At 71.6% G+C, this 17,720-nt stretch carries 19 protein-coding genes; 4 read left to right on the forward strand and 15 right to left on the reverse strand.

The window, feature by feature from the left end; translation table 11 throughout:
- Positions 1-2 precede the first annotated feature (2 nt).
- Positions 3-656: a transglycosylase family protein gene (locus ACZ52C_RS20910; RefSeq protein ID WP_469076119.1), complete on the reverse strand. Its 654-nt coding sequence runs from the start codon at positions 654-656 to the stop codon at positions 3-5.
- 535 nt (positions 657-1,191) lie between these two features.
- On the opposite strand from ACZ52C_RS20910, the gene ACZ52C_RS20915 reads away from it, so the two are divergent.
- Positions 1,192-1,962, forward strand: coding sequence for a hypothetical protein (locus ACZ52C_RS20915; protein WP_469076120.1), 771 nt, complete (start codon positions 1,192-1,194; stop codon positions 1,960-1,962).
- 230 nt (positions 1,963-2,192) lie between these two features.
- Positions 2,193-2,561: a hypothetical protein gene (locus ACZ52C_RS20920; protein WP_469076121.1), complete on the forward strand. Its 369-nt coding sequence runs from the start codon at positions 2,193-2,195 to the stop codon at positions 2,559-2,561.
- Between the two features lie 70 nt (positions 2,562-2,631).
- On the opposite strand, the gene der is transcribed toward ACZ52C_RS20920, so the two are convergent.
- The 5 genes from der to aroH all read right to left on the reverse strand — a co-directional run bounded on the left by der (position 2,632) and on the right by aroH (position 7,172).
- Complete coding sequence (gene der, locus ACZ52C_RS20925; RefSeq protein WP_045556962.1) at positions 2,632-4,092, reverse strand: ribosome biogenesis GTPase Der; 1,461 nt, start codon at positions 4,090-4,092, stop codon at positions 2,632-2,634.
- 108 nt (positions 4,093-4,200) lie between these two features.
- Positions 4,201-4,911: a lysophospholipid acyltransferase family protein gene (locus ACZ52C_RS20930; protein ID WP_469076122.1), complete on the reverse strand. Its 711-nt coding sequence runs from the start codon at positions 4,909-4,911 to the stop codon at positions 4,201-4,203.
- The gene (cmk, locus tag ACZ52C_RS20935) at positions 4,908-5,585 is read right to left on the reverse strand and encodes a (d)CMP kinase (RefSeq protein ID WP_469076123.1); all 678 of its coding nucleotides are present in this window, start codon (positions 5,583-5,585) and stop codon (positions 4,908-4,910) included. Before cmk ends, ACZ52C_RS20930 begins: the two co-directional genes overlap by 4 nt.
- 136 nt (positions 5,586-5,721) lie before the next feature.
- Positions 5,722-6,807, reverse strand: coding sequence for a prephenate dehydrogenase (locus tag ACZ52C_RS20940; RefSeq protein ID WP_469076124.1), 1,086 nt, complete (start codon positions 6,805-6,807; stop codon positions 5,722-5,724).
- On the reverse strand, positions 6,804-7,172 hold the full coding sequence (aroH, locus tag ACZ52C_RS20945) for a chorismate mutase (RefSeq protein ID WP_469076125.1): 369 nt from the start codon (positions 7,170-7,172) through the stop codon (positions 6,804-6,806). The genes ACZ52C_RS20940 and aroH overlap by 4 nt, the downstream gene beginning before the upstream one ends.
- Before the next feature lie 169 nt (positions 7,173-7,341).
- Here aroH and ACZ52C_RS20950 point away from each other — a divergent pair, with 169 nt between their 5' ends.
- Positions 7,342-7,770, forward strand: a complete 429-nt coding sequence (locus ACZ52C_RS20950; RefSeq protein ID WP_469076126.1) for a QcrA and Rieske domain-containing protein — start codon at positions 7,342-7,344, stop codon at positions 7,768-7,770.
- Between the two features lie 22 nt (positions 7,771-7,792).
- Positions 7,793-8,665: a nucleotidyltransferase domain-containing protein gene (locus ACZ52C_RS20955; RefSeq protein ID WP_469076127.1), complete on the forward strand. Its 873-nt coding sequence runs from the start codon at positions 7,793-7,795 to the stop codon at positions 8,663-8,665.
- On the opposite strand, the gene ACZ52C_RS20960 is transcribed toward ACZ52C_RS20955, so the two are convergent.
- The 9 genes from ACZ52C_RS20960 to ald form a co-directional block, all read right to left on the reverse strand.
- Positions 8,582-9,343 (reverse strand): nucleotidyltransferase domain-containing protein, encoded by a 762-nt coding sequence (locus ACZ52C_RS20960; RefSeq protein ID WP_469076164.1) that lies wholly within the window; start codon positions 9,341-9,343, stop codon positions 8,582-8,584. The two genes, ACZ52C_RS20955 and ACZ52C_RS20960, sit on opposite strands and share 84 nt — an antisense overlap.
- Positions 9,344-9,358: 15 nt before the next feature.
- Positions 9,359-10,381 (reverse strand): ADP-ribosylglycohydrolase family protein, encoded by a 1,023-nt coding sequence (locus ACZ52C_RS20965; RefSeq protein WP_469076128.1) that lies wholly within the window; start codon positions 10,379-10,381, stop codon positions 9,359-9,361.
- On the reverse strand, positions 10,381-11,106 hold the full coding sequence (locus tag ACZ52C_RS20970) for an NUDIX hydrolase (protein WP_086799947.1): 726 nt from the start codon (positions 11,104-11,106) through the stop codon (positions 10,381-10,383). The genes ACZ52C_RS20965 and ACZ52C_RS20970 overlap by 1 nt, the downstream gene beginning before the upstream one ends.
- A 225-nt stretch (positions 11,107-11,331) precedes the next feature.
- Positions 11,332-12,492, reverse strand: a complete 1,161-nt coding sequence (locus ACZ52C_RS20975; RefSeq protein ID WP_469076129.1) for a pseudouridine synthase — start codon at positions 12,490-12,492, stop codon at positions 11,332-11,334.
- A complete protein-coding gene (gene scpB / locus ACZ52C_RS20980) occupies positions 12,492-13,181 on the reverse strand; it encodes an SMC-Scp complex subunit ScpB (RefSeq protein ID WP_469076130.1) in 690 nt (229 codons plus the stop codon). The genes ACZ52C_RS20975 and scpB overlap by 1 nt, the downstream gene beginning before the upstream one ends.
- Positions 13,178-14,299 carry a segregation and condensation protein A gene (locus tag ACZ52C_RS20985; protein WP_469076131.1) on the reverse strand — a complete coding sequence of 374 codons (1,122 nt, stop codon included), beginning with the start codon at positions 14,297-14,299 and terminating at the stop codon, positions 13,178-13,180. The genes scpB and ACZ52C_RS20985 overlap by 4 nt, the downstream gene beginning before the upstream one ends.
- Before the next feature lie 18 nt (positions 14,300-14,317).
- Positions 14,318-14,890 carry a hypothetical protein gene (locus ACZ52C_RS20990; RefSeq protein ID WP_469076132.1) on the reverse strand — a complete coding sequence of 191 codons (573 nt, stop codon included), beginning with the start codon at positions 14,888-14,890 and terminating at the stop codon, positions 14,318-14,320.
- Positions 14,875-16,002 (reverse strand): ParA family protein, encoded by a 1,128-nt coding sequence (locus ACZ52C_RS20995; protein WP_239753114.1) that lies wholly within the window; start codon positions 16,000-16,002, stop codon positions 14,875-14,877. Before ACZ52C_RS20995 ends, ACZ52C_RS20990 begins: the two co-directional genes overlap by 16 nt.
- A 448-nt stretch (positions 16,003-16,450) precedes the next feature.
- Entirely contained in the window at positions 16,451-17,575 is a 1,125-nt protein-coding gene (gene ald, locus ACZ52C_RS21000; protein WP_469076133.1) for an alanine dehydrogenase, read from the reverse strand.
- Positions 17,576-17,720 lie beyond the last annotated feature (145 nt).

The raw sequence follows: 17,720 nt of genomic DNA on the forward strand, positions 1-17,720 counted from the left end.
GGTCAGAGATCGAGCCGCTGCCCCGGGACGATCAGATTCGGGTCGCCGCCGATCACGTCCTTGTTGGCGGCGTAGACCTGCCGCCAGGTGGTGCCGTGCCGGGCGGCGATACCGCTCAGGGAGTCGCCCTGCCGCACGGTGTAGTCGCCGCGCGACGCGCTGCGGTCCGGGTGGCCCGTGGAGCGCGACGGTGCCTTCGAGGGCGCCGACCTGACGGACTTCCCGGCCCCGGTGGAGGTGGCCGGGCCGGCGGTCCCGGTGGAGGGCGCGGCGGGCGCGCCGCCGGACGCCCCGGCACGTCCGGAACAGACGGGCCACGCTCCCCAGCCCTGGGCGCGCTGGACCTTGGTGGCGATCGCGATCTGCTGGGCCTTGGAGGCCTGGTCGGCGGTGGCCGCGTAGGCGGTGCCGCCGTAGGCACGCCAGGTGGAGGCGGCGAACTGCAGGCCGCCGTAGTAGCCGTTGCCGGTGTTGATGTGCCAGTTGCCGCCGCTCTCGCACTTGGCGATGCGGTCCCACACTCCGCTGTCGGCCGCCGAGGCGCTGCCGGCGACGGCCAGGAGTCCGAGCGGGGCGAGCAGCGCCGCCCCGGCGAGAACCGCCGTCGTACGCGTCTTCCGGGCGCTGCCGCGCGTGGTATCGGCACATTCGGACATGAAGATCCCTCTCCACGGACCCGGGGTCCCCCCGAGCGGGGCGCTTCCCGCGCACGGACGCGGGTGTCGCGCTCCGCCCCGTCCGCCGGAGGTGGTGCTGCGCGCTGTCTGGCTCTGCGCGGCCGGCGGACGTACCCGAGCGGTGCTCGTTGCACACGGCCGGGAATGTAGGGAGGTTGACGGGTGGTCAGCAAGCAAGGGCTCGTCGTGCGAGGCCAGTTCACCGTTACCCGGAGTAGCAACTAATTCCGGCCACCCATTTCATTCCCTGATTTCCTGATATGTCGGCCGGTGACCTCGACGGCCTGTGACCCACTTCACCGGATCAACTTCGCCGGGTCCTCGGGAAGTTGGCGCGGAGTAACCGATTCCGCCCTGAGATTCACCCTGCGCTGCGGTTGGTTCGTTTCCGTTCGTCCTCGGGCGTGACTCCGGCCACAGATCGCCCGTTGTCTTCTGCATGAGCCGGAACCTCCGTGCTCATGGGCCGGGCGCCACCCGGCACCGACACGCACCGCATCCCGAGGAGCCACCCGTGCCGCGCATGCTCGAGGTCAGCGACGAGGTACGCGCCGAGATCGGCGACGAAGAGGCCGACCGGCTGCTCGCCGGAGAGAACGCCCCCGGCGGCTACGACTGCACGTCGTGCCGCACCCCCGGCGACTCCGAGCAGGAGCGCACCAGCACCGTCCTCTTCGTCGGCGACGAGACAGCCGTGCTCGCCTTCGCCCACGCCACCTGTCTGCCCTCCCAGGTCGTCCAGGTCACCGAGGAGCAGCTGCAGGGCGCCGCCCGTTCCATCGCCGGCGACAACCAGGCCCAGGCCGCGCCCGAGCAGGCCGTGCTCGGTGTCACCAGCGGACTGATCCTGCTCAGCGGGGAGCTGCACCCGGCGCTGGTCGTCGAGCCGACCGCCCCCATCGCGCGCCCGGGCACGACCGGCGCGGGCGACGACTTCCTGCCGCTGCTCATCGAGCAGGGCTTCATGCCGCTCCCCCAGATCGACTCCGTGCCCCCCGTGCTGCACGGCTGGTCCGTGCTGCTCGCCATGGGGCAGCTGCACGCCATCCTGCAGCCGGGCACCTCCGGTGGGTCGCCCGTCGCGTGGTGGCAGGCCCATCAGGCGCTCCAGGTCGCCGACCCGTGGCGGGCCGCCGCCAACAAGCACCAGCAGGTGCTGATGTTCGCGGCACCCGTGGGGTCGATCGGGCGGCAGCCGCGGGAGGACCTGCTGCGGGACGCGCTCGACAAGGCGGCGGCGAACGGGAAGTTGGTGGCCGCGACCCTGCCGCTGGCGGGCACCTGATCGCTTCACCTCGGGTGCGCTTCGGAGTCTCGCCGTAGGACTTTCGCTGGTCAGTCGGCCGCGGGTCGATCGTGGTCGATCGCGCAGTTCCCCGCGCCCCTTCCGGGGCGCTCACCTGACCCGGAGGCTGAATGGTGGAGGGAGCGCATCTCTTCCCCCGTGGGGTCGTTGGCACAGACGTGCACGCATACGACGTTCCTCGCCGCCAGTCCTATCAGTCGATCCCGTCCATGCGGCCGACTCAGGATCCGTCGGGCGGGCCCTCGGCCACGCCCATCTACGACTCGCTCTACGCGGAGTGGGTCAGGACCTACCGGACCCTGCCGGGCGACCGGCACGGGGAGGAGGAGCTGGGCTTCACGGGTTTCGGCGGCCTGGCGCACGGCTCCGGCGGACAGCGCGCCACCGGGTCGTACACCTCCGGCTCGTACGGCGCCCGGCACGCGGCGGGACACCTCGCCACCCAGCGCGAGACCCAGCCCGGTCACACGACCACGACGACGGCCGTGTGGCAGCCGGTGGGGCGGATCCCCACCGGGCACACCGGGATGCACCACATCCCGTCCCCGCTGCCCCCGGGTCCACGCCGAGGTCGTTGAAGCGGAGCGCAGCACACGAGGAGGCGGCCACCCCGAGGTCCGGGTGGCCGCCTCCTCGTGTCGCTCGTGCCTACTTCTTCCGGCCGCGCTTCTCGCGCACCCGCACCGAGATGTGGATCGGGGTGCCCTCGAAGCCGAACTCCTCGCGCAGCCGGCGCTCGATGAAGCGGCGGTAGCCCGCCTCGATGAAGCCGGAGGCGAAGAGGACGAAGCGCGGGGGCTTGGTGCCGGCCTGGGTGCCGAAGAGGATGCGGGGCTGCTTGCCGCCCCGGATCGGGTGCGGGTGGGCGGCGACCAGTTCGCCGAGGAAGGCGTTCAGCCGGCCCGTCGGGACACGGGTCTCCCAGCCGGCCAGGGCCGTCTCGATCGCGGGGACCAGCTTCTCCATGTGCCGCCCGGTGCGGGCCGAGACATTGACCCGGGGCGCCCAGGCGACCTGACCGAACTCGGTCTCGATCTCCCGCTCCAGGTAGTAGCGGCGCTCCTCGTCGAGGGTGTCCCACTTGTTGTAGGCGATGACCATCGCACGGCCCGCCTCGACGGCCATCGTCACGATGCGCTGATCCTGCACGGAGATGGACTCGGAGGCGTCGATGAGGATGACCGCCACCTCCGCCTTCTCCACGGCGGCCGCGGTGCGCAGCGAGGCGTAGTAGTCGGCGCCCTGCTGGAGGTGGACGCGCTTGCGGATGCCGGCCGTGTCGACGAACTTCCAGACGACACCGCCGAGTTCGATCAGCTCGTCGACCGGGTCACGGGTGGTGCCCGCGATCTCGTTGACGACGACGCGCTCCTCGTTCGCCACCTTGTTCAGGAGGGAGGACTTGCCGACGTTCGGGCGGCCGATCAGGGCGATGCGGCGCGGGCCGCCGACGGCCGTGCCGAAGCTCTGCTCGGGCGCCTCCGGCAGGGCCTCCAGGACGGCGTCCAGCATGTCGCCGGTGCCACGGCCGTGCAGCGAGGAGACCGGGTGCGGCTCGCCGATGCCGAGGGACCACAGCGCGGTCGCGTCGGCCTCGCCGCTGGGGCCGTCGACCTTGTTGGCGCAGAGCACCACGGGCTTGTTGGCCTTGCGGAGCAGTCGTACGACGGCCTCGTCGGTGTCGGTGACGCCGACCTTGGCGTCGACGACGAACACGACGGCGTCGGCGGCCTCGATGGCGTACTCGGCCTGGGCGGCGACGGAGGCGTCGATGCCGAGGACGTCCTGCTCCCAGCCGCCGGTGTCGACGACCTTGAAGCGGCGGCCCGCCCACTCCGCCTCGTAGGTGACGCGGTCGCGGGTGACGCCGGGCTTGTCCTCGACGACCGCCTCGCGGCGGCCGATGATGCGGTTCACGAGAGTCGACTTGCCCACGTTCGGGCGGCCGACGACGGCGAGGACGGGCAGCGGGCCGTGGCCCGCCTCCTCGATCGCGCCCTCGACGTCCTCGACGTCGAAGCCCTCTTCCGCGGCGAGCTCCATGAACTCCGCGTACTCGGCGTCGCCAAGCTCTCCGTGCTCGTGCTCGGAGGGAAACTGGTCGTTCATGAAGTCCGTACCTCGTAGTTCATCGTGGTGATCGGTGGGGCACCCGGCCTGACGACCGGCTGATCCACTACTCAGTGTCGCCCAGCGCCCGATCGGACGCCCGGCGTTTTACCGGCGGCCGGTGAGCCGCCGGGCGTTCTCCAGGTGGGCGCCGAGCTGCTTCTGGATGCGCACGGTCGCCTCGTCGAGTGCCTTGCGGGTCCGCCGCCCGGTGCCGTCGCCCGCCTCGAACGGGTCGCCGAAGACGACGTCGACGCGCGAGCGCAGCGGGGGCAGCCCTTTGATCAACCGTCCGCGCCGGTCGGTGCTTCCCAGTACGGCGACCGGGACGATCGGTGCTCCGCTGCGCACGGCGAAGTAGGAGAGCCCGGCGCGCAGCGAGGCGAAGTCGCCCTCGCCCCGGGTGCCCTCCGGGAAGATGCCCAGCACTCCGCCGTTCGCCAGGACGGCGAGTGCCTGGGTGATGGCGGTGCGGTCGGCGGTCGAACGGTCCACCTGCACATGGCCGACGGCGCGCATGAAGGGGCCGAGCGGACCGACGAACGCCTCCTTCTTGACCAGGAAGTGCGAGGGCCTGGGCGCGACACCGATGACCATCGGGCCGTCGACGAGGTGGGAGTGGTTGGCGGCGAGGATCACCGGCCCGGTCGTGGGGACCCGCCAGGCGCCCAGCACGCGCGGCTTCCACAGCCCGTACATCAGGCCGACACCGATACGCCGGCCCACCTCGGCGCCGAGCTCCGAAGGGGCCTCGACCGAGGTCGTCCCGGCCGGTGTCGTCCCGGCGGAGGTCGGCCGGTCCGCCGCTGCCTCGCTCACTTCCCGGCCCGCTTCTCCTCGACGAGGGTGACGACGCACTCGATGACCTGCTGGAGGGTGAGGTCGGAGGTGTCCACCTCGACCGCGTCGTCCGCCTTGGCGAGCGGGGAGGTCTTGCGGCTGGAGTCGGCCGCGTCCCGCTTGAGCAGCGCCTCACGGGTCGCCTGCACGTCGGAGCCCTTCAGCTCGCCGCTGCGGCGGGCGGCGCGGGCCTCCGGGGAGGCGGTGAGGAAGATCTTCAGGTCGGCGTCCGGCAGGACGGTCGTGCCGATGTCCCGGCCCTCGACGACGATGCCGTTCTCGGCGCCGGACGCGATGGAGCGCTGCAGCTCGGTGATCCGGGCCCGCACCTCGGGGACGGCGCTCACGGCGCTGACCTTGGAGGTGACCTCCTGGGTGCGGATCGGGCCGGCGACGTCCGTGCCGTCGACGGTGATGGTCGGCCCGGACGGGTCGGTGCCCGAGACGATCTCCGGCTTGCCCGCCACGGCGGCGATCGCCGAGGGGTCCTCTATGTCGATGTTGTTGTTGACCATCCACCATGTGATCGCCCGGTACTGGGCGCCCGTGTCCAGATAGCTCAGCCCGAGCTGCGCGGCCACGGCCTTCGAGGTGCTCGACTTGCCCGTGCCGGAGGGGCCGTCGATGGCAACGATCACTGTGGCGCGTTCCACTGGGGAGCACCTTTCCTGGTCCGAGATGGTGGGGCGGGACGGAAGAGGCCCCGGACAAGGGTACTGGCTGTGCGTACCCCGTCCGGCCCTGCCCGGACGCACGCCCCAGGCCCCGCTCGCGCGAGGCCCCTGCCTCCTACTGCCGGATCGCCCAGCCCCGCTCCCGCAGTGCCCCCGTGAGCACCACCGCGGCCTTCGGCTCCACCATCAGCTGCACCAGGCCCGCCTGCTGCCCGGTCGCGTGTTCGATGCGGACGTCCTCGATGTTGACGCCGGCGGCGCCCGCGTCGGCGAAGATACGGGCCAGCTGGCCCGGCTGGTCGTCGATCAGGACCGCCACCACCTCGTAGCTCCGCGGGGCGGACCCGTGCTTGCCGGGGACGCGGATCTGGCCGGCGTTGCCGCGGCGCAGGACGTCCTCGATACCGGTGACGCCCTCGCGGCGCTTGGCCTCGTCGGAGGCCTGGAGGGCGCGCAGGGCCTGGACGGTCTCGTCGAGGTCGGCGGAGACGTCGGCGAGGAGGTCGGCGACCGGGCCGGGGTTGGCGGAGAGGATGTCGATCCACATACCGGGGTCGGAGGCCGCGATCCGGGTCACGTCCCGGATGCCCTGCCCGCACAGCCGTACGGCCGCCTCCTCGGCGTGCTCCAGCCGCGCGGCGACCAGGCTGGAGACGAGGTGCGGCATGTGCGAGACCAGGGCGACGGCCCGGTCGTGGGCGTCCGCGTCCATGACCACCGGAACGGCCCGGCAGTGCGAGACCAGCTCCAGGGCGAGGTTGAGGACCTCGGTGTCGGTGTCCCGGGTCGGGGTGAGCACCCAGGGGCGGCCCTCGAAGAGGTCGCCGGTGGCGGCCAGCGGGCCCGACTTCTCGCGGCCCGACATGGGGTGGGTGCCGATGTAGGAGGAGAGGTCGAGGCCCAGCGCCTCCAGTTCCCGGCGCGGGCCGCCCTTCACGGACGCCACGTCGAGGTAGCCGCGCGCGAGCCCCCGGCCCATGGCGTCGGCGAGGGTCGCGGCCACGTGCGCGGGCGGAGCGGCGACGATCGCGAGGTCCACCGGGCCCTCGGGCGCCTCGTCGGTGCCGGCGCCGAGCGCGGCCGCCGTACGGGCCTGCTCGGGGTCGTGGTCGGTGAGGTGGACGATCACCCCGCGCTGCGCGAGGGCGAGGGCGGCGGAGGTGCCGATCAGCCCGGTGCCGATGACGAGTGCTGTTCTCACTGGGCGATGTCCTTGCGGAGCGCGGCCGCGGCGCCCAGGTACACATGGGCGATCTCGGAGCGCGGCAGGTCGGACTCGATGTGCGCGAGGATCCGTACGACCCGGGGCATGGCGCCCTCGATGTCCAGCTCCTGCGCACAGATCAGGGGTACGTCGGCGAAGCCGGTGCCGAGCTTGCGGGCCGCGGCGGCCGGGAAGTCGCTGTGCAGGTCGGGGGTGGCCGTGAACCAGATGCTGATCAGGTCGTCCGGACCGAGCCCGTTGCGCTCCAGGACCGCGGTGAGCAGTTCGCCCACCTGCTCGTCCATGTGCCCCGCCTCGTCCCGTTCGAGTTGGACGGCGCCCCGGACCGCTCGTACCGCCACGACTCTGCTCCTCGCTGATCACCCGCCGACTCGTTGCACGACCAGCCTAGTCAGCCCGCCCCCGGCCGGTACGCGGCGCCCGCCTGCCGAGACGCCCGTGACGTACGAATCGCGCGTTTTGTGGCACTCTCTCCTGGGTTGGCTTCTTCCGCACGTTCGGAGTGACGGCATGACGATGGGTTCGACGCGGCGCACGGTGCTCACGACCGGCGCGGCGGGCACGGCGGCGCTGCTGGTGGGATGCGGCGGGGGCGACGACGGCGACTCCCAGGAACAGACCTCGCCCGGGGACGCCGACACGGGCGGCGCCGGTGAGGAGCTGGCCTCGACGGACGACATCCCGGTGGGCGGCGGCAGGATCTTCGAGGAGCAGAGGGTCGTCGTGACGCAGCCGCAGGAGGGCGACTTCAAGGCCTTCTCGGCGGTCTGCACCCACCAGGGCTGCATCGTCAGCAGCGTCTCGGACGAGACGATCGACTGCGCCTGCCACGGCAGCAGGTTCACGATCACCGACGGCGTGGTGGTGCGCGGCCCGGCCACGCGGCCACTGCCCGCGGAGAAGATCGAGGTCTCGGGAAATTCGATTCGGCTGGCCTGAGGCACCACGTACGCTCCCGGGCATGCAGCCCCCGCACCCCCACCACACGCTGGTCCGCGACCACACGATCTACTCCTGTGTGATGGGGTCGCGGGCCTTCGGTCTGGCGACGGACGACAGCGACACGGACCGGCGCGGGGTCTTCCTGGCCCCCACCGAGCTGTTCTGGCGCTTCGAGAAGCCGCCGACCCACGTGGAGGGCCCGGCGGAGGAACAGTTCAGCTGGGAGCTGGAGCGCTTCTGCAATCTGGCCCTGCGCGCCAACCCGAACATCCTGGAGTGCCTGCACTCCCCCTTGGTGGAGCACGTCGACGCCACCGGCCGGGAACTGCTCGCTCTGCGCGGGGCGTTCCTCTCCCGGCAGGCCCACGAGACGTTCGCGCTCTACGCCCTCGGCCAGCGCAAGAAGCTCGACGCGGACGTCCGTACGCACGGCGCCCCGCGCTGGAAGCACGCCATGCACCTCCTGCGCCTGCTGATGAGCTGCCGCGACCTGCTACGCACGGGCGCGCTCACCGTCGACGTGGGCGACCAGCGCGAGCCCCTGCTGGCGGTGAAGCGCGGCGAGGTGGCGTGGGCCCGGGTCGAGTCGTGGATGGCCCGGCTGGCGACGGAGGCCGAGGAGGCGGCGGACCGCAGCCCGCTGCCGCCGGAGCCGGACCGGGCCCGGGTCGAGGACTTCCTCGTCCGCACCCGGCACACGTCGGCCCTGCGCGCCCGGCCGGACCTCGCGGCACCGTCGGATCGCGGGGCCGGGCCGGATCGCGGGGCCGGGCCGGATCGCGGGGCCGGGCCGGATCGCGGGGCCGGCTCAGACCTTCGCGCCGTCGAGGCGGACCCGGACCACGAAGTCGTGCAGAGCGTCGTACGCGGAGGGGTTCTCCGGGAGCGCTGACAGCGCCTGCTCCCGCTCCAGCACCTCCTGGAGCCGCTCCACGTCCCGCGCGACGCGCTCCTGGTCGACCTCGGCCTTGCCGTGCTCCACGGCCGCCTTCGCCGCGACGAGGTCCGGCAGATACCCGGGCGCCTCGTCCACCTGCGGCACCAGGGTGGGCAGATGGGCCCGCACCTCGCCGCTGCGCATGAGGTGGATGCCGGTGAGCAGCACCCGGAACGTGTAGAGCAGCGGCTTGAGTTCGCCGGTCTTCTCGAAGAGCCGCCACTGGGTGATGGCGAATCCCCGGTAGTGGTGGGCGTGGTGCCGGGTGAGGACCCCGGGGGCGAGCGCGACCAGTTCACGGTGCGCCTCACCGGTGTGCACGACGAGCGGCGAGAGCAGCTGCTCCAGCACATAGCCGTTGCGGCGCAGCATCAGCCGGGCGAACTTGCGCAGGTCGTGCGTGACGAGGTCCATCTCGACACCGTCCCGGTCCCACATCCGCGACCGCGTCTCCTCCGGCTCGCGCAGCCCGACCAGTTCGGCCGTGGGCAGCAGGTGCACACCGCGCAGGTCCACGTCCGAGTCACGCGACGGGAAGCCGTACAGGTGGGCGCCGGAGACGGTCGCGAAGAGCAGCGGGTCGGGCTGTTCGGCGACCACCGGTGCCAGGTCGATGTCGAGGGCGTCGGTCAGGGCGTCGGTCATCCCTCAAGCGTCCCAGAGGGCTCCCAACGAGACGAGGTCGCCCTGGTACTCGATCCGGTCGGCCCACTCGGCGGGCCAGGCGTCCGGCCCGTGGTAGGCGCCCGCGAAGGCACCGGCGAGGCAGGCGATGGAGTCGGAGTCGCCCGAGGTGCAGGCGGCGCGGCGCAGCGCGGTGACGGGCTCGTCGACGAAGAGCAGGAAGCACAGCAGCCCGGTGGCGAGTGCCTCCTCGGCGATCCAGCCCTCCCCCGTGGCCAGGCAGGGGTCCGTCTCCGGTGAGGGGAGCCGCAGGGCGCTCTGCACCCGGTCCAGGGCCTCCAGGCACTCGTCCCAGCCCCGGGCGATGTAGTGCTCGGGCGAGGGGTCCTGGCTGTAGGTCCACAGGTCGCCGAGCCAGCGCGCGTGGTACCGGCCGCGGTTCTCGTAGGCGTACGAGCGCAGCCGGCCGACCAGGCCCATCGGTTCGGCGCCCTGGGCGAGCAGCCGTATCGCGTGGGCGGTGAGGTCGGAGGCGGCGAGCGCGGTGGGGTGGCCGTGGGTGAGGGCGGCCTGCAACTGGGCGGCGCCCGCGCGCTGTTCCTCGCTCAGCGGGCCGATCAGGCCGAGCGGCGCGACCCGCATGTTGGCGCCGCAGCCCTTGGAGTGGATCTGGCTGGCGTACTGCCAGGGGTGGCGCTCGACCGCGAGGAGGTCGCAGGCGGTCAGGCAGGTGGTGCCGGGGGCGCGGTTGTTCTCCGGGGAGCGGGACCACTCCACGAACTCCTTGCGGACGGCCCGCACCAGGGCCTCGGGGCCGAGCGACCCCCGGTCCATGGCGGCCCGCAGCCCGTGCCCCAGCGCCAGCGTCATCTGGGTGTCGTCGGTGACGATCGCGGGCTTCGGCAGCCCCATCTTCCGCCAGGGGCCGCACTTGGCGAGGATCGAGGCGACGTCGCTGAACTCCGTCGGGAAGCCGAGGGCGTCGCCGAGGGCGAGTCCGATCAGCGAGCCGGTGGCGGAGCGCTTCGTACGGAGCGACATGGTCATCAGGGCCGTCCTTCCGTGGTGGGTCGCAGCAGCGGCGGGTGCAGGGCGGTGGCCCCACCCGCGCGGTACAGCGCGGCGGGCTTGCCGCGGCCGCCGGTCAGGCGGGCGGCACCGGGCACCTGTTCGACGAAGCCCGGCGTGGCCAGCACCTTGCGCCGGAAGTTGGGCCGGTCGAGCGGAGTGCCCCACACGGTCTCGTAGACCTGCTGGAGCTCGCCGAGGGTGAACTCGGGCGGGCAGAAGGAGGTGGCGAGACAGGTGTATTCGAGCTTGGCGCCGACGCGTTCGTGGGCGTCGGCGAGGATGCGGTCGTGGTCGAAGGCGAGCGGCCCGATGGCGTTGAAGCGCAGCCACTGGGCCTGCGCGGCGTCGCCTCCGCCGTGCGGGACGGGCGGGTCCGGCAGCAGCGCGGCGAACGCGACGGTGACGATCCGCATCCGGGGGTCCCTGCCGGGTTCGCTGTAGGTCCGCAGCTGTTCCAGGTGGAGTCCGGAGTCGTCCTTGAGGCCGGTCTCCTCCGCGAGTTCCCGCCAGGCGGCCTCCTCCGCGGACTCGTCCGGCAGCACGAACCCGCCGGGCAGCGCCCAACGGCCCTCGTACGGCTCCTGGCCACGCTCGACGAGCAGCACCTGGAGGGTGCCCGCGCGGACGGTGAAGACGGCCAGGTCGACGGTGACGGCGAAGGGTTCGAACGCGTACTTGTCGTAGCCCTCGGGTGAGGTCATGCCCATCGCCCCCTTAATGGTCACCATGACTAATAGTCATCACGACTATAAAACCGCGAGGGCCGGGCCACAAGCCCTTTACGAGGAAAGGAACGCCAAGAACGTCGACAAGCGGGGCGCCGGGAACGGCAAAGAGCCGGCCCCGACGGCAAACGCGGGACCGGCTCCTGCTTGCTCGCGCCGCACGGAGGCGGCACGGACCTGGCGTCCTGACGGACCCGGGGCCTAGAGGTCGACCTCCTGCATCAGCATGCCGACCTCGGTGTTCGACAGACGGCGCAGCCAGCCCGACTTCTGGTCGCCGAGGGTGATCGGCCCGAAGGCGACGCGCACCAGCTTGTCGACCGGGAAGCCGGCCTCGGCCAGCATCCGGCGCACGATGTGCTTGCGTCCCTCGTGCAGGGTCACCTCGACGAGGTAGTTCTTGCCGGTCTGCTCGACGACCCGGAAGTGGTCCGCGCGCGCGTACCCGTCCTCCAGCTGGATGCCGTCCTTGAGCTGCTTGCCCAGGTCACGCGGGATCGGGCCCACGATGTGCGCGAGATAGACCTTCTTCACGCCGTACTTGGGGTGGGTCAGCCGGTGCGCCAGCTCACCGTGGTTGGTGAGCAGGATGACACCCTCGGTCTCGGTGTCGAGCCGCCCGACGTGGAACAGCCGCGTCTCGCGGTTGGTCACATAGTCACCGAGGCACTGCCGGCCCTCGTTGTCCTCCATCGTGGAGACGACGCCGGCCGGCTTGTTCAGCGCGAAGAACTGGTACGACTGCGTGGCCACGGTCAGACCGTCGACCCTGACCTCGTCCTTCTCCGGGTCGACGCGCTTGCCCTGCTCCAGCACGATCTCGCCGTTGACCTCGACCCGCGCCTGCTCGATCAGCTCCTCGCAGGCCCGCCGCGAGCCGTAGCCCGCGCGCGCGAGGATCTTCTGCAGCCGCTCGCCCTCCTGCTCGGCGCCCGGGAAGGTCTTGGGCAGCTTGACGTCCTTCTTGCCCGCGTAGCGCTCGCGGTTGCGCTCCTCGGCCCGCGCGTCGTACTCGCGCGAGGTCGCCGGGGCCCACCGCCCGCGCTGCTGCTGGGACTGCTTCGGACCGCCCTTGGACCCACCGCGCGCCGAGGCGCCGCGCCCGGACTTGGGACCGTCCGGGGAGCCGCCGGGGCCCACGTCGTAACGGCGCTCCTCGGGGCGGGGCTTCTTCGGCCGGCCGCCCTGGCTGTCGTCGCGGTCGTTCCCCGCACCTCGGTAGTTGCCACGGCCACCGCCGCTCCCGCCACGGCCACCGCCGCTCCCGCCGCGGCCACCACCGCTCCCGCCGCGGCCGCCGCTGTTGCCACCACGGCTCCCGCCGTTGTTTCCGCTGCTGTTCCTGCCGCTGCTGCTTCGCATCAAAGTTCCGTCTTGTCGTCTGTGTCCTCGGAATCCGGAGCATCCGGATCGAACGACGGTACGGCTTCCTGGGTCTCGGCCTCGATCGCCTCCGCCTCCGGGAGGAAGGGCGCGAGTTCCGGGAGTTCGTCCAGACCGCGCAGGCCCATCCGCTCCAGGAAGTAGTTCGTCGTCCTGTACAGGATCGCACCTGTTTCGGGTTCCGCGCCCGCCTCCTCGACCAGGCCCCGCTGGAGCAGGGTGCGCATGACCCCGTCGCAGTTGACCCCTCGTACGGCCGAGACCCTGCTGCGGCTCACCGGCTGCCGGTACGCGACCACGGCCAGCGTCTCCAGCGCGGCCTGGGTCAGCCGGGCCTGCTGCCCGTCGAGCACGAACCGTTCGACGGCGGCGGCGTACTCGGGCCGGGTGTAGAAGCGCCAGCCCCCGGCGATCAGCCGCAGCTCGAAGCCGCGCCCCTGTGCCGCGTACTCGTCGGCCAGCTCCCGCAGCGCCTTGGAGATCTGCCGCTTCGGCCGCTCCAGGATCTTGCTCAGATGGTCCGCCGTCGCGGGTTCGTCCACGACCATGAGGACGGCCTCCAGGGCGGGCTTGAGGTCGAGGCCGGCGACGCCGCGCGACCCCGCGGGCGCCCCGGTCGGGTCCTCGGCCGTCCCCGCCCTCGCCCCCTCCCTCGTCTTCTCGCTCATGCCTTCGTCTCCTCCTTCGGCGGTTCGGGCGGCCGGTCGAACTCGTCCGTGACCACGGGCTCGGCGTCCCCGTCCCCGCCGGTCCAGCGCACGAGGAGGTCCCCGAGGGCGGTCTCCTGGTCCAGCGCCACGGCCTTCTCCCGATACAGCTCCAGCAGCGCGAGGAAGCGGGCGACGACGGTGAGGGTGTCGTCGGTGTCCTCGACGAGCACGCGGAAGGACGCCTCCCCCAGCTCCCGCAGCCGCGCGACCACGATCCCGGCCTGCTCCTGCACACTCACCAGCGGCGCGTGGATGTGGTCGACGTACACCTGCGGCTTCGGCTTCGGCTGCATCGCCTTCACGGCGAGCCTGGCGAATCCTTCCGCCCCGATGCTGATGACCACCTCGGGCAGCAGCTCGGCGTGGTGCGGCTCCAGGCCGACGGTGCGGGGGTAGCGGCGGGCCTCCTCGTCCAGGCGCCGGTTGAAGATGTCCGCGACCTGTTTGTACGCGCGGTACTGGAGCAGCCGGGCGAACAGCAGGTCCCGGGCTTCGAGGAGGGCGAGGTCGGCCTCGTCCTCGACCTCGGCGGCGGGCAGCAGCCGCGCGGCCTTCAGATCCAGCAGCGTCGCGGCCACGACGAGGAACTCGGTCGTCTCGTCGAGGTCCCAGTCCGGCCCCATGGCCCGGATGTGCGCCATGAACTCGTCGGTGACCCTGGACAGCGCCACCTCGGTGACGTCCATCTTGTGCTTCGAGATCAACTGAAGCAGCAGATCGAACGGCCCCTCGAAGTTGGCCAGCCGGACCTTGAAGACCCCGCCGCCGTCCGCATCGGCCCCTTCGACCGCGACACCGGAGGAAACCCCTTCGGCTTCGGCTTCGGCTTCGGCAGGGACCGCGGCAGGCGGCGTCTCGTCACTCCCGCTCGCGTTGCGGGCAGGCGTTCCGCGGAGCGGAGCGGGTGGGCACGACGCCCCACCGGCCTCGGCCGCCGTACGCTCCTCGGCCGAAGACTCACCCGAAACCGGCTCACCCGGCGGAGCCGAGGGCGGAGCCAGCGCCCCCCTCCCCAGCGCACGCCGACGACCACCGGAACCACCGGAAGCCGGGCCAGAGGAGTCGTACGAGGTCATAGCCCCCGCAGGCTACCTCTACCGCCCCCGCAGCCGTCGTACGAGGATGCTCGCGTCCCCACGGGACTCCAGATCCGCCAGCACCACGGCGACGGCCTCGCGCACGATCCGCCCCCGGTCGACGGCCAGCCCGTGCTCCCCGCGCAGCACCAGCCGCGCGTGTTCGAGGTCCATGAGCTCCTCGGCGGAGACGTACACGGTGATCTTCTCGTCGTGCCGCTCCCGCCCGCTGGGCCGGCGCCCGGAGGCCCGCCCCCGCTTACGGGGAGCGGCGGCAGAACCTTCCTGCGGCTTCGGCCCCCGTCCGGCGGCGGCCCGCTCGGCCCCCGCCGCGGCGGCACGGCTGCGCGGCTGCTCACCGTCGGACTCGGCGTCCGCGGCCACATGCTCGGACCCCTCGCCGTCACCGCCCTGCACGGGCACGGACGGCGGCGCGTCCTCGGCGCCGGCGGCCCCGTCGCTCTCCCCGGCGGGAGCGGGCACACGTGCTTCTCCGCCTGGCCCCCGCCGGGGAGTGGACGGCTGCAGCGCCATTCCCCCTGTCGTACGGAAGAGTTCGTCGGCCCCCGGCAGACTCACTCGGCGTGACACCGGGCGAGCACCTCCCTGGCGAGCTGGCGGTAGGCGGCGGCGCCGACGGAGTTGGAGGCGTACGTGGTGATCGGCTCACCGGCGACCGTGGTCTCCGGGAAGCGGACCGTGCGCCCGATGACCGTGTGGTAGACGTGGTCGTCGAACGCCTCGACGACGCGCGCGAGGACCTCACGGCTGTGCACGGTGCGTGAGTCGTACATCGTGGCGAGGATGCCGTCGAGCTCCAGCTCGGGGTTGAGCCGCTCCTGGACCTTCTCGATGGTCTCCGTCAGCAGGGCGACACCGCGCAGAGCGAAGAACTCGCACTCCAGTGGCACTATCACCTTGTGCGCGGCGGTCAGGGCGTTGACCGTGAGCAGACCGAGCGAGGGCTGACAGTCGATCACGATGTAGTCGTAGTCGGCCATGAGCGGCTTCAGGGCGCGCTGCAGCGTCGACTCGCGCGCGACCTCGGAGACGAGCTGGACCTCGGCCGCAGACAGGTCGATGTTGCTCGGCAGCAGGTCCATGTTGGGGACGGCGGTCTTCAGCAGGACCTCGTCGGCCGACATGCCCCGCTCCATGAGCAGGTTGTAGACCGTGAGGTCGAGCTCCATCGGGTTCACCCCGAGGCCGACCGAGAGGGCGCCCTGCGGGTCGAAGTCGACGAGCAGGACCCGGCGGCCGTACTCCGCGAGCGCGGCACCCAGGTTGATGGTCGACGTCGTCTTGCCGACGCCGCCCTTCTGGTTGCACATCGCGATGATCTTCGCGGGACCGTGGTCGGTCAGCGGGCCCGGGATCGGGAAGTAGGGCAGCGGGCGACCGGTGGGACCGATGCGCTCGCGGCGCTGACGGGCCGCGTCGGGCGCGAGCGTGGCCGCGTACTCCGGATCGGGCTCGTACTCGGCGTCGGGGTCGTAGAAGTGCCCGTCGGGCAGCTCGTCGTAGTCGGCGAAGTGGTTGTGGACCCCGCCACTTCCGTCGCCGGCCATGGCGTTCACGTGTTGGCCATCCATGCTCTGGAGTGCTGTCGGAGTTGCCTGCGGACTCTGGTGGGCCGCGAAGGTGCGGACAGCGACCGAGCCGACAGCCGCGAACCCCGTGGGACCCGAGACCGGCGCAGGCATTCCTGGTTGACCACCCCCGGGAGTAAATGTCGACTCATTCACAAGTCGTCTTACCTCCTTGGTGACCAGGAAACTTCTAGATAGGTCAGCGTGGCACCATGCCGACAGCTGGCGACTCTATGGCGTGTCGGCGGTCCGCAGCAACACAATCCGCCGGACCCGGCCCGATGTGTCGGCAATGAAACATGCGGCTGTCAAGGGCGTAGGGCCGTCGCACGGCAGGATTCACCGGTGCGCGAAACAACCGAACGGTTACGTTCGAGGCCAGTTGCGCGAGTGTCGCAAAGTGACCATACACACATCCGGCCGGACCTTGTCGGGCAAGATCCGGCCGGGACGACGCTGTTGACGACCTGTGTTGACGTATCGCCTTTTACCGAAAGGTGACTTGAAGCAGCCGGTCAGCGGGCCGTCGACGCACCGCGGACGAGGTCCCCGCGTCGGCGGATCAGCCGAGCAGCGACGCCAGCTCGACGTGCTCCAGGCCGTGCGCTTCGGCCACCTCGCGGTAAACGACCCTGCCGTCATGGGTGTTGAGCCCCCTGGCCAGCGCCGGGTCGCGGCGCGCGGCCTCGGCCCAGCCGTGGTCGGCGAGTTCCACGATGTACGGGAGCGTGGCGTTGGTCAGCGCGTAGGTGGAGGTGTTGGGCACCGCGCCGGGCATGTTGGCGACGCAGTAGAAGACCGACTCGTGGACCGGGAAGGTCGGCTCGGCGTGGGTGGTGGGCCGGGAGTCCTCGAAGCAGCCGCCCTGGTCGATCGCGATGTCGACAAGGACACTTCCCGGCTTCATCCGCGACACCAGCTCGTTGGTGACCAGCTTCGGGGCCTTGGCTCCCGGGATGAGGACGGCGCCGACGACGAGGTCGGCCTCCAGGCAGGCCTTCTCCAGCTCGAAGGCGTTGGAGACGACGGTCTGGATCTTGGTGCCGAAGACCTTGTCGGCCTCCTTGAGCTTGTTGATGTCCTTGTCGAGCAGGGTCACGTGGAAGCCCATGCCGATGGCGATCTGCGCCGCGTTCCAGCCCGACACACCACCGCCGATGACGACGGCCCGCCCGGCCAGCACCCCCGGCACACCGCCGGGCAGCACGCCGCGCCCGCCGTTGGCCCGCATCAGGTGGTACGCGCCGACCTGGGGGGCGAGCCGGCCCGCGACCTCGGACATCGGCGCGAGCAGGGGGAGCGCGCGGTTCGGCAGCTCGACGGTCTCGTACGCGATCGCGGTCGTGCCCGACTCGACGAGGGCGTCCGTGCACTCCTTGGAGGCGGCCAGGTGCAGGTAGGTGAAGAGCGTCTGGTCCTTGCGGAGGCGGTGGTACTCCTCGGCGATGGGCTCCTTGACCTTGAGCAGCAGGTCGGCCGCGGCCCACACCTCGTCGGCCGTGGCCAGGATCTCGGCACCGGCGGCGACGTACTCGGCGTCCGGGATCGACGAGCCGACTCCGGCGCCCTGCTCGATGACGACCTGGTGCCCGTGGCGCACGAGCTCGTGCACGCCGGCGGGGGTGATCGCCACCCGGAACTCGTTGTTCTTGACCTCGCGGGGGATGCCGACCTTCACGTCGATCACGGTCCTTGGCTCGGAGGGGTGTGGGGCTCGCACGCACAGGCGGAAACATGTACACGCAATGCAGGACATACCCGTACGCATCTGAGCGCACCGGGAGACACCGCAGGAGAACCGGCGGTGCAGCCAGTCTAATGAAGGTGTCCCC

Source organism: Streptomyces sp. NPDC034049 (genome assembly GCF_055575575.1).

Coding starts and splice junctions, on each gene's coding strand:
- ACZ52C_RS20910 (WP_469076119.1), bottom strand. CDS start 656: ATGTCCGAATGTGCCGATACCACGCGCGGCAGCGCCCGGAAGACGCGT.
- ACZ52C_RS20920 (WP_469076121.1), top strand. CDS start 2,193: ATGCGGCCGACTCAGGATCCGTCGGGCGGGCCCTCGGCCACGCCCATC.
- der (WP_045556962.1), bottom strand. CDS start 4,092: ATGAACGACCAGTTTCCCTCCGAGCACGAGCACGGAGAGCTTGGCGAC.
- ACZ52C_RS20950 (WP_469076126.1), top strand. CDS start 7,342: ATGACGATGGGTTCGACGCGGCGCACGGTGCTCACGACCGGCGCGGCG.
- ACZ52C_RS20955 (WP_469076127.1), top strand. CDS start 7,793: ATGCAGCCCCCGCACCCCCACCACACGCTGGTCCGCGACCACACGATC.
- ACZ52C_RS20965 (WP_469076128.1), bottom strand. CDS start 10,381: ATGACCATGTCGCTCCGTACGAAGCGCTCCGCCACCGGCTCGCTGATC.
- ACZ52C_RS20970 (WP_086799947.1), bottom strand. CDS start 11,106: ATGACCTCACCCGAGGGCTACGACAAGTACGCGTTCGAACCCTTCGCC.
- ACZ52C_RS20975 (WP_469076129.1), bottom strand. CDS start 12,492: ATGCGAAGCAGCAGCGGCAGGAACAGCAGCGGAAACAACGGCGGGAGC.
- scpB (WP_469076130.1), bottom strand. CDS start 13,181: ATGAGCGAGAAGACGAGGGAGGGGGCGAGGGCGGGGACGGCCGAGGAC.
- ACZ52C_RS20985 (WP_469076131.1), bottom strand. CDS start 14,299: ATGACCTCGTACGACTCCTCTGGCCCGGCTTCCGGTGGTTCCGGTGGT.
- ACZ52C_RS20995 (WP_239753114.1), bottom strand. CDS start 16,002: ATGCCTGCGCCGGTCTCGGGTCCCACGGGGTTCGCGGCTGTCGGCTCG.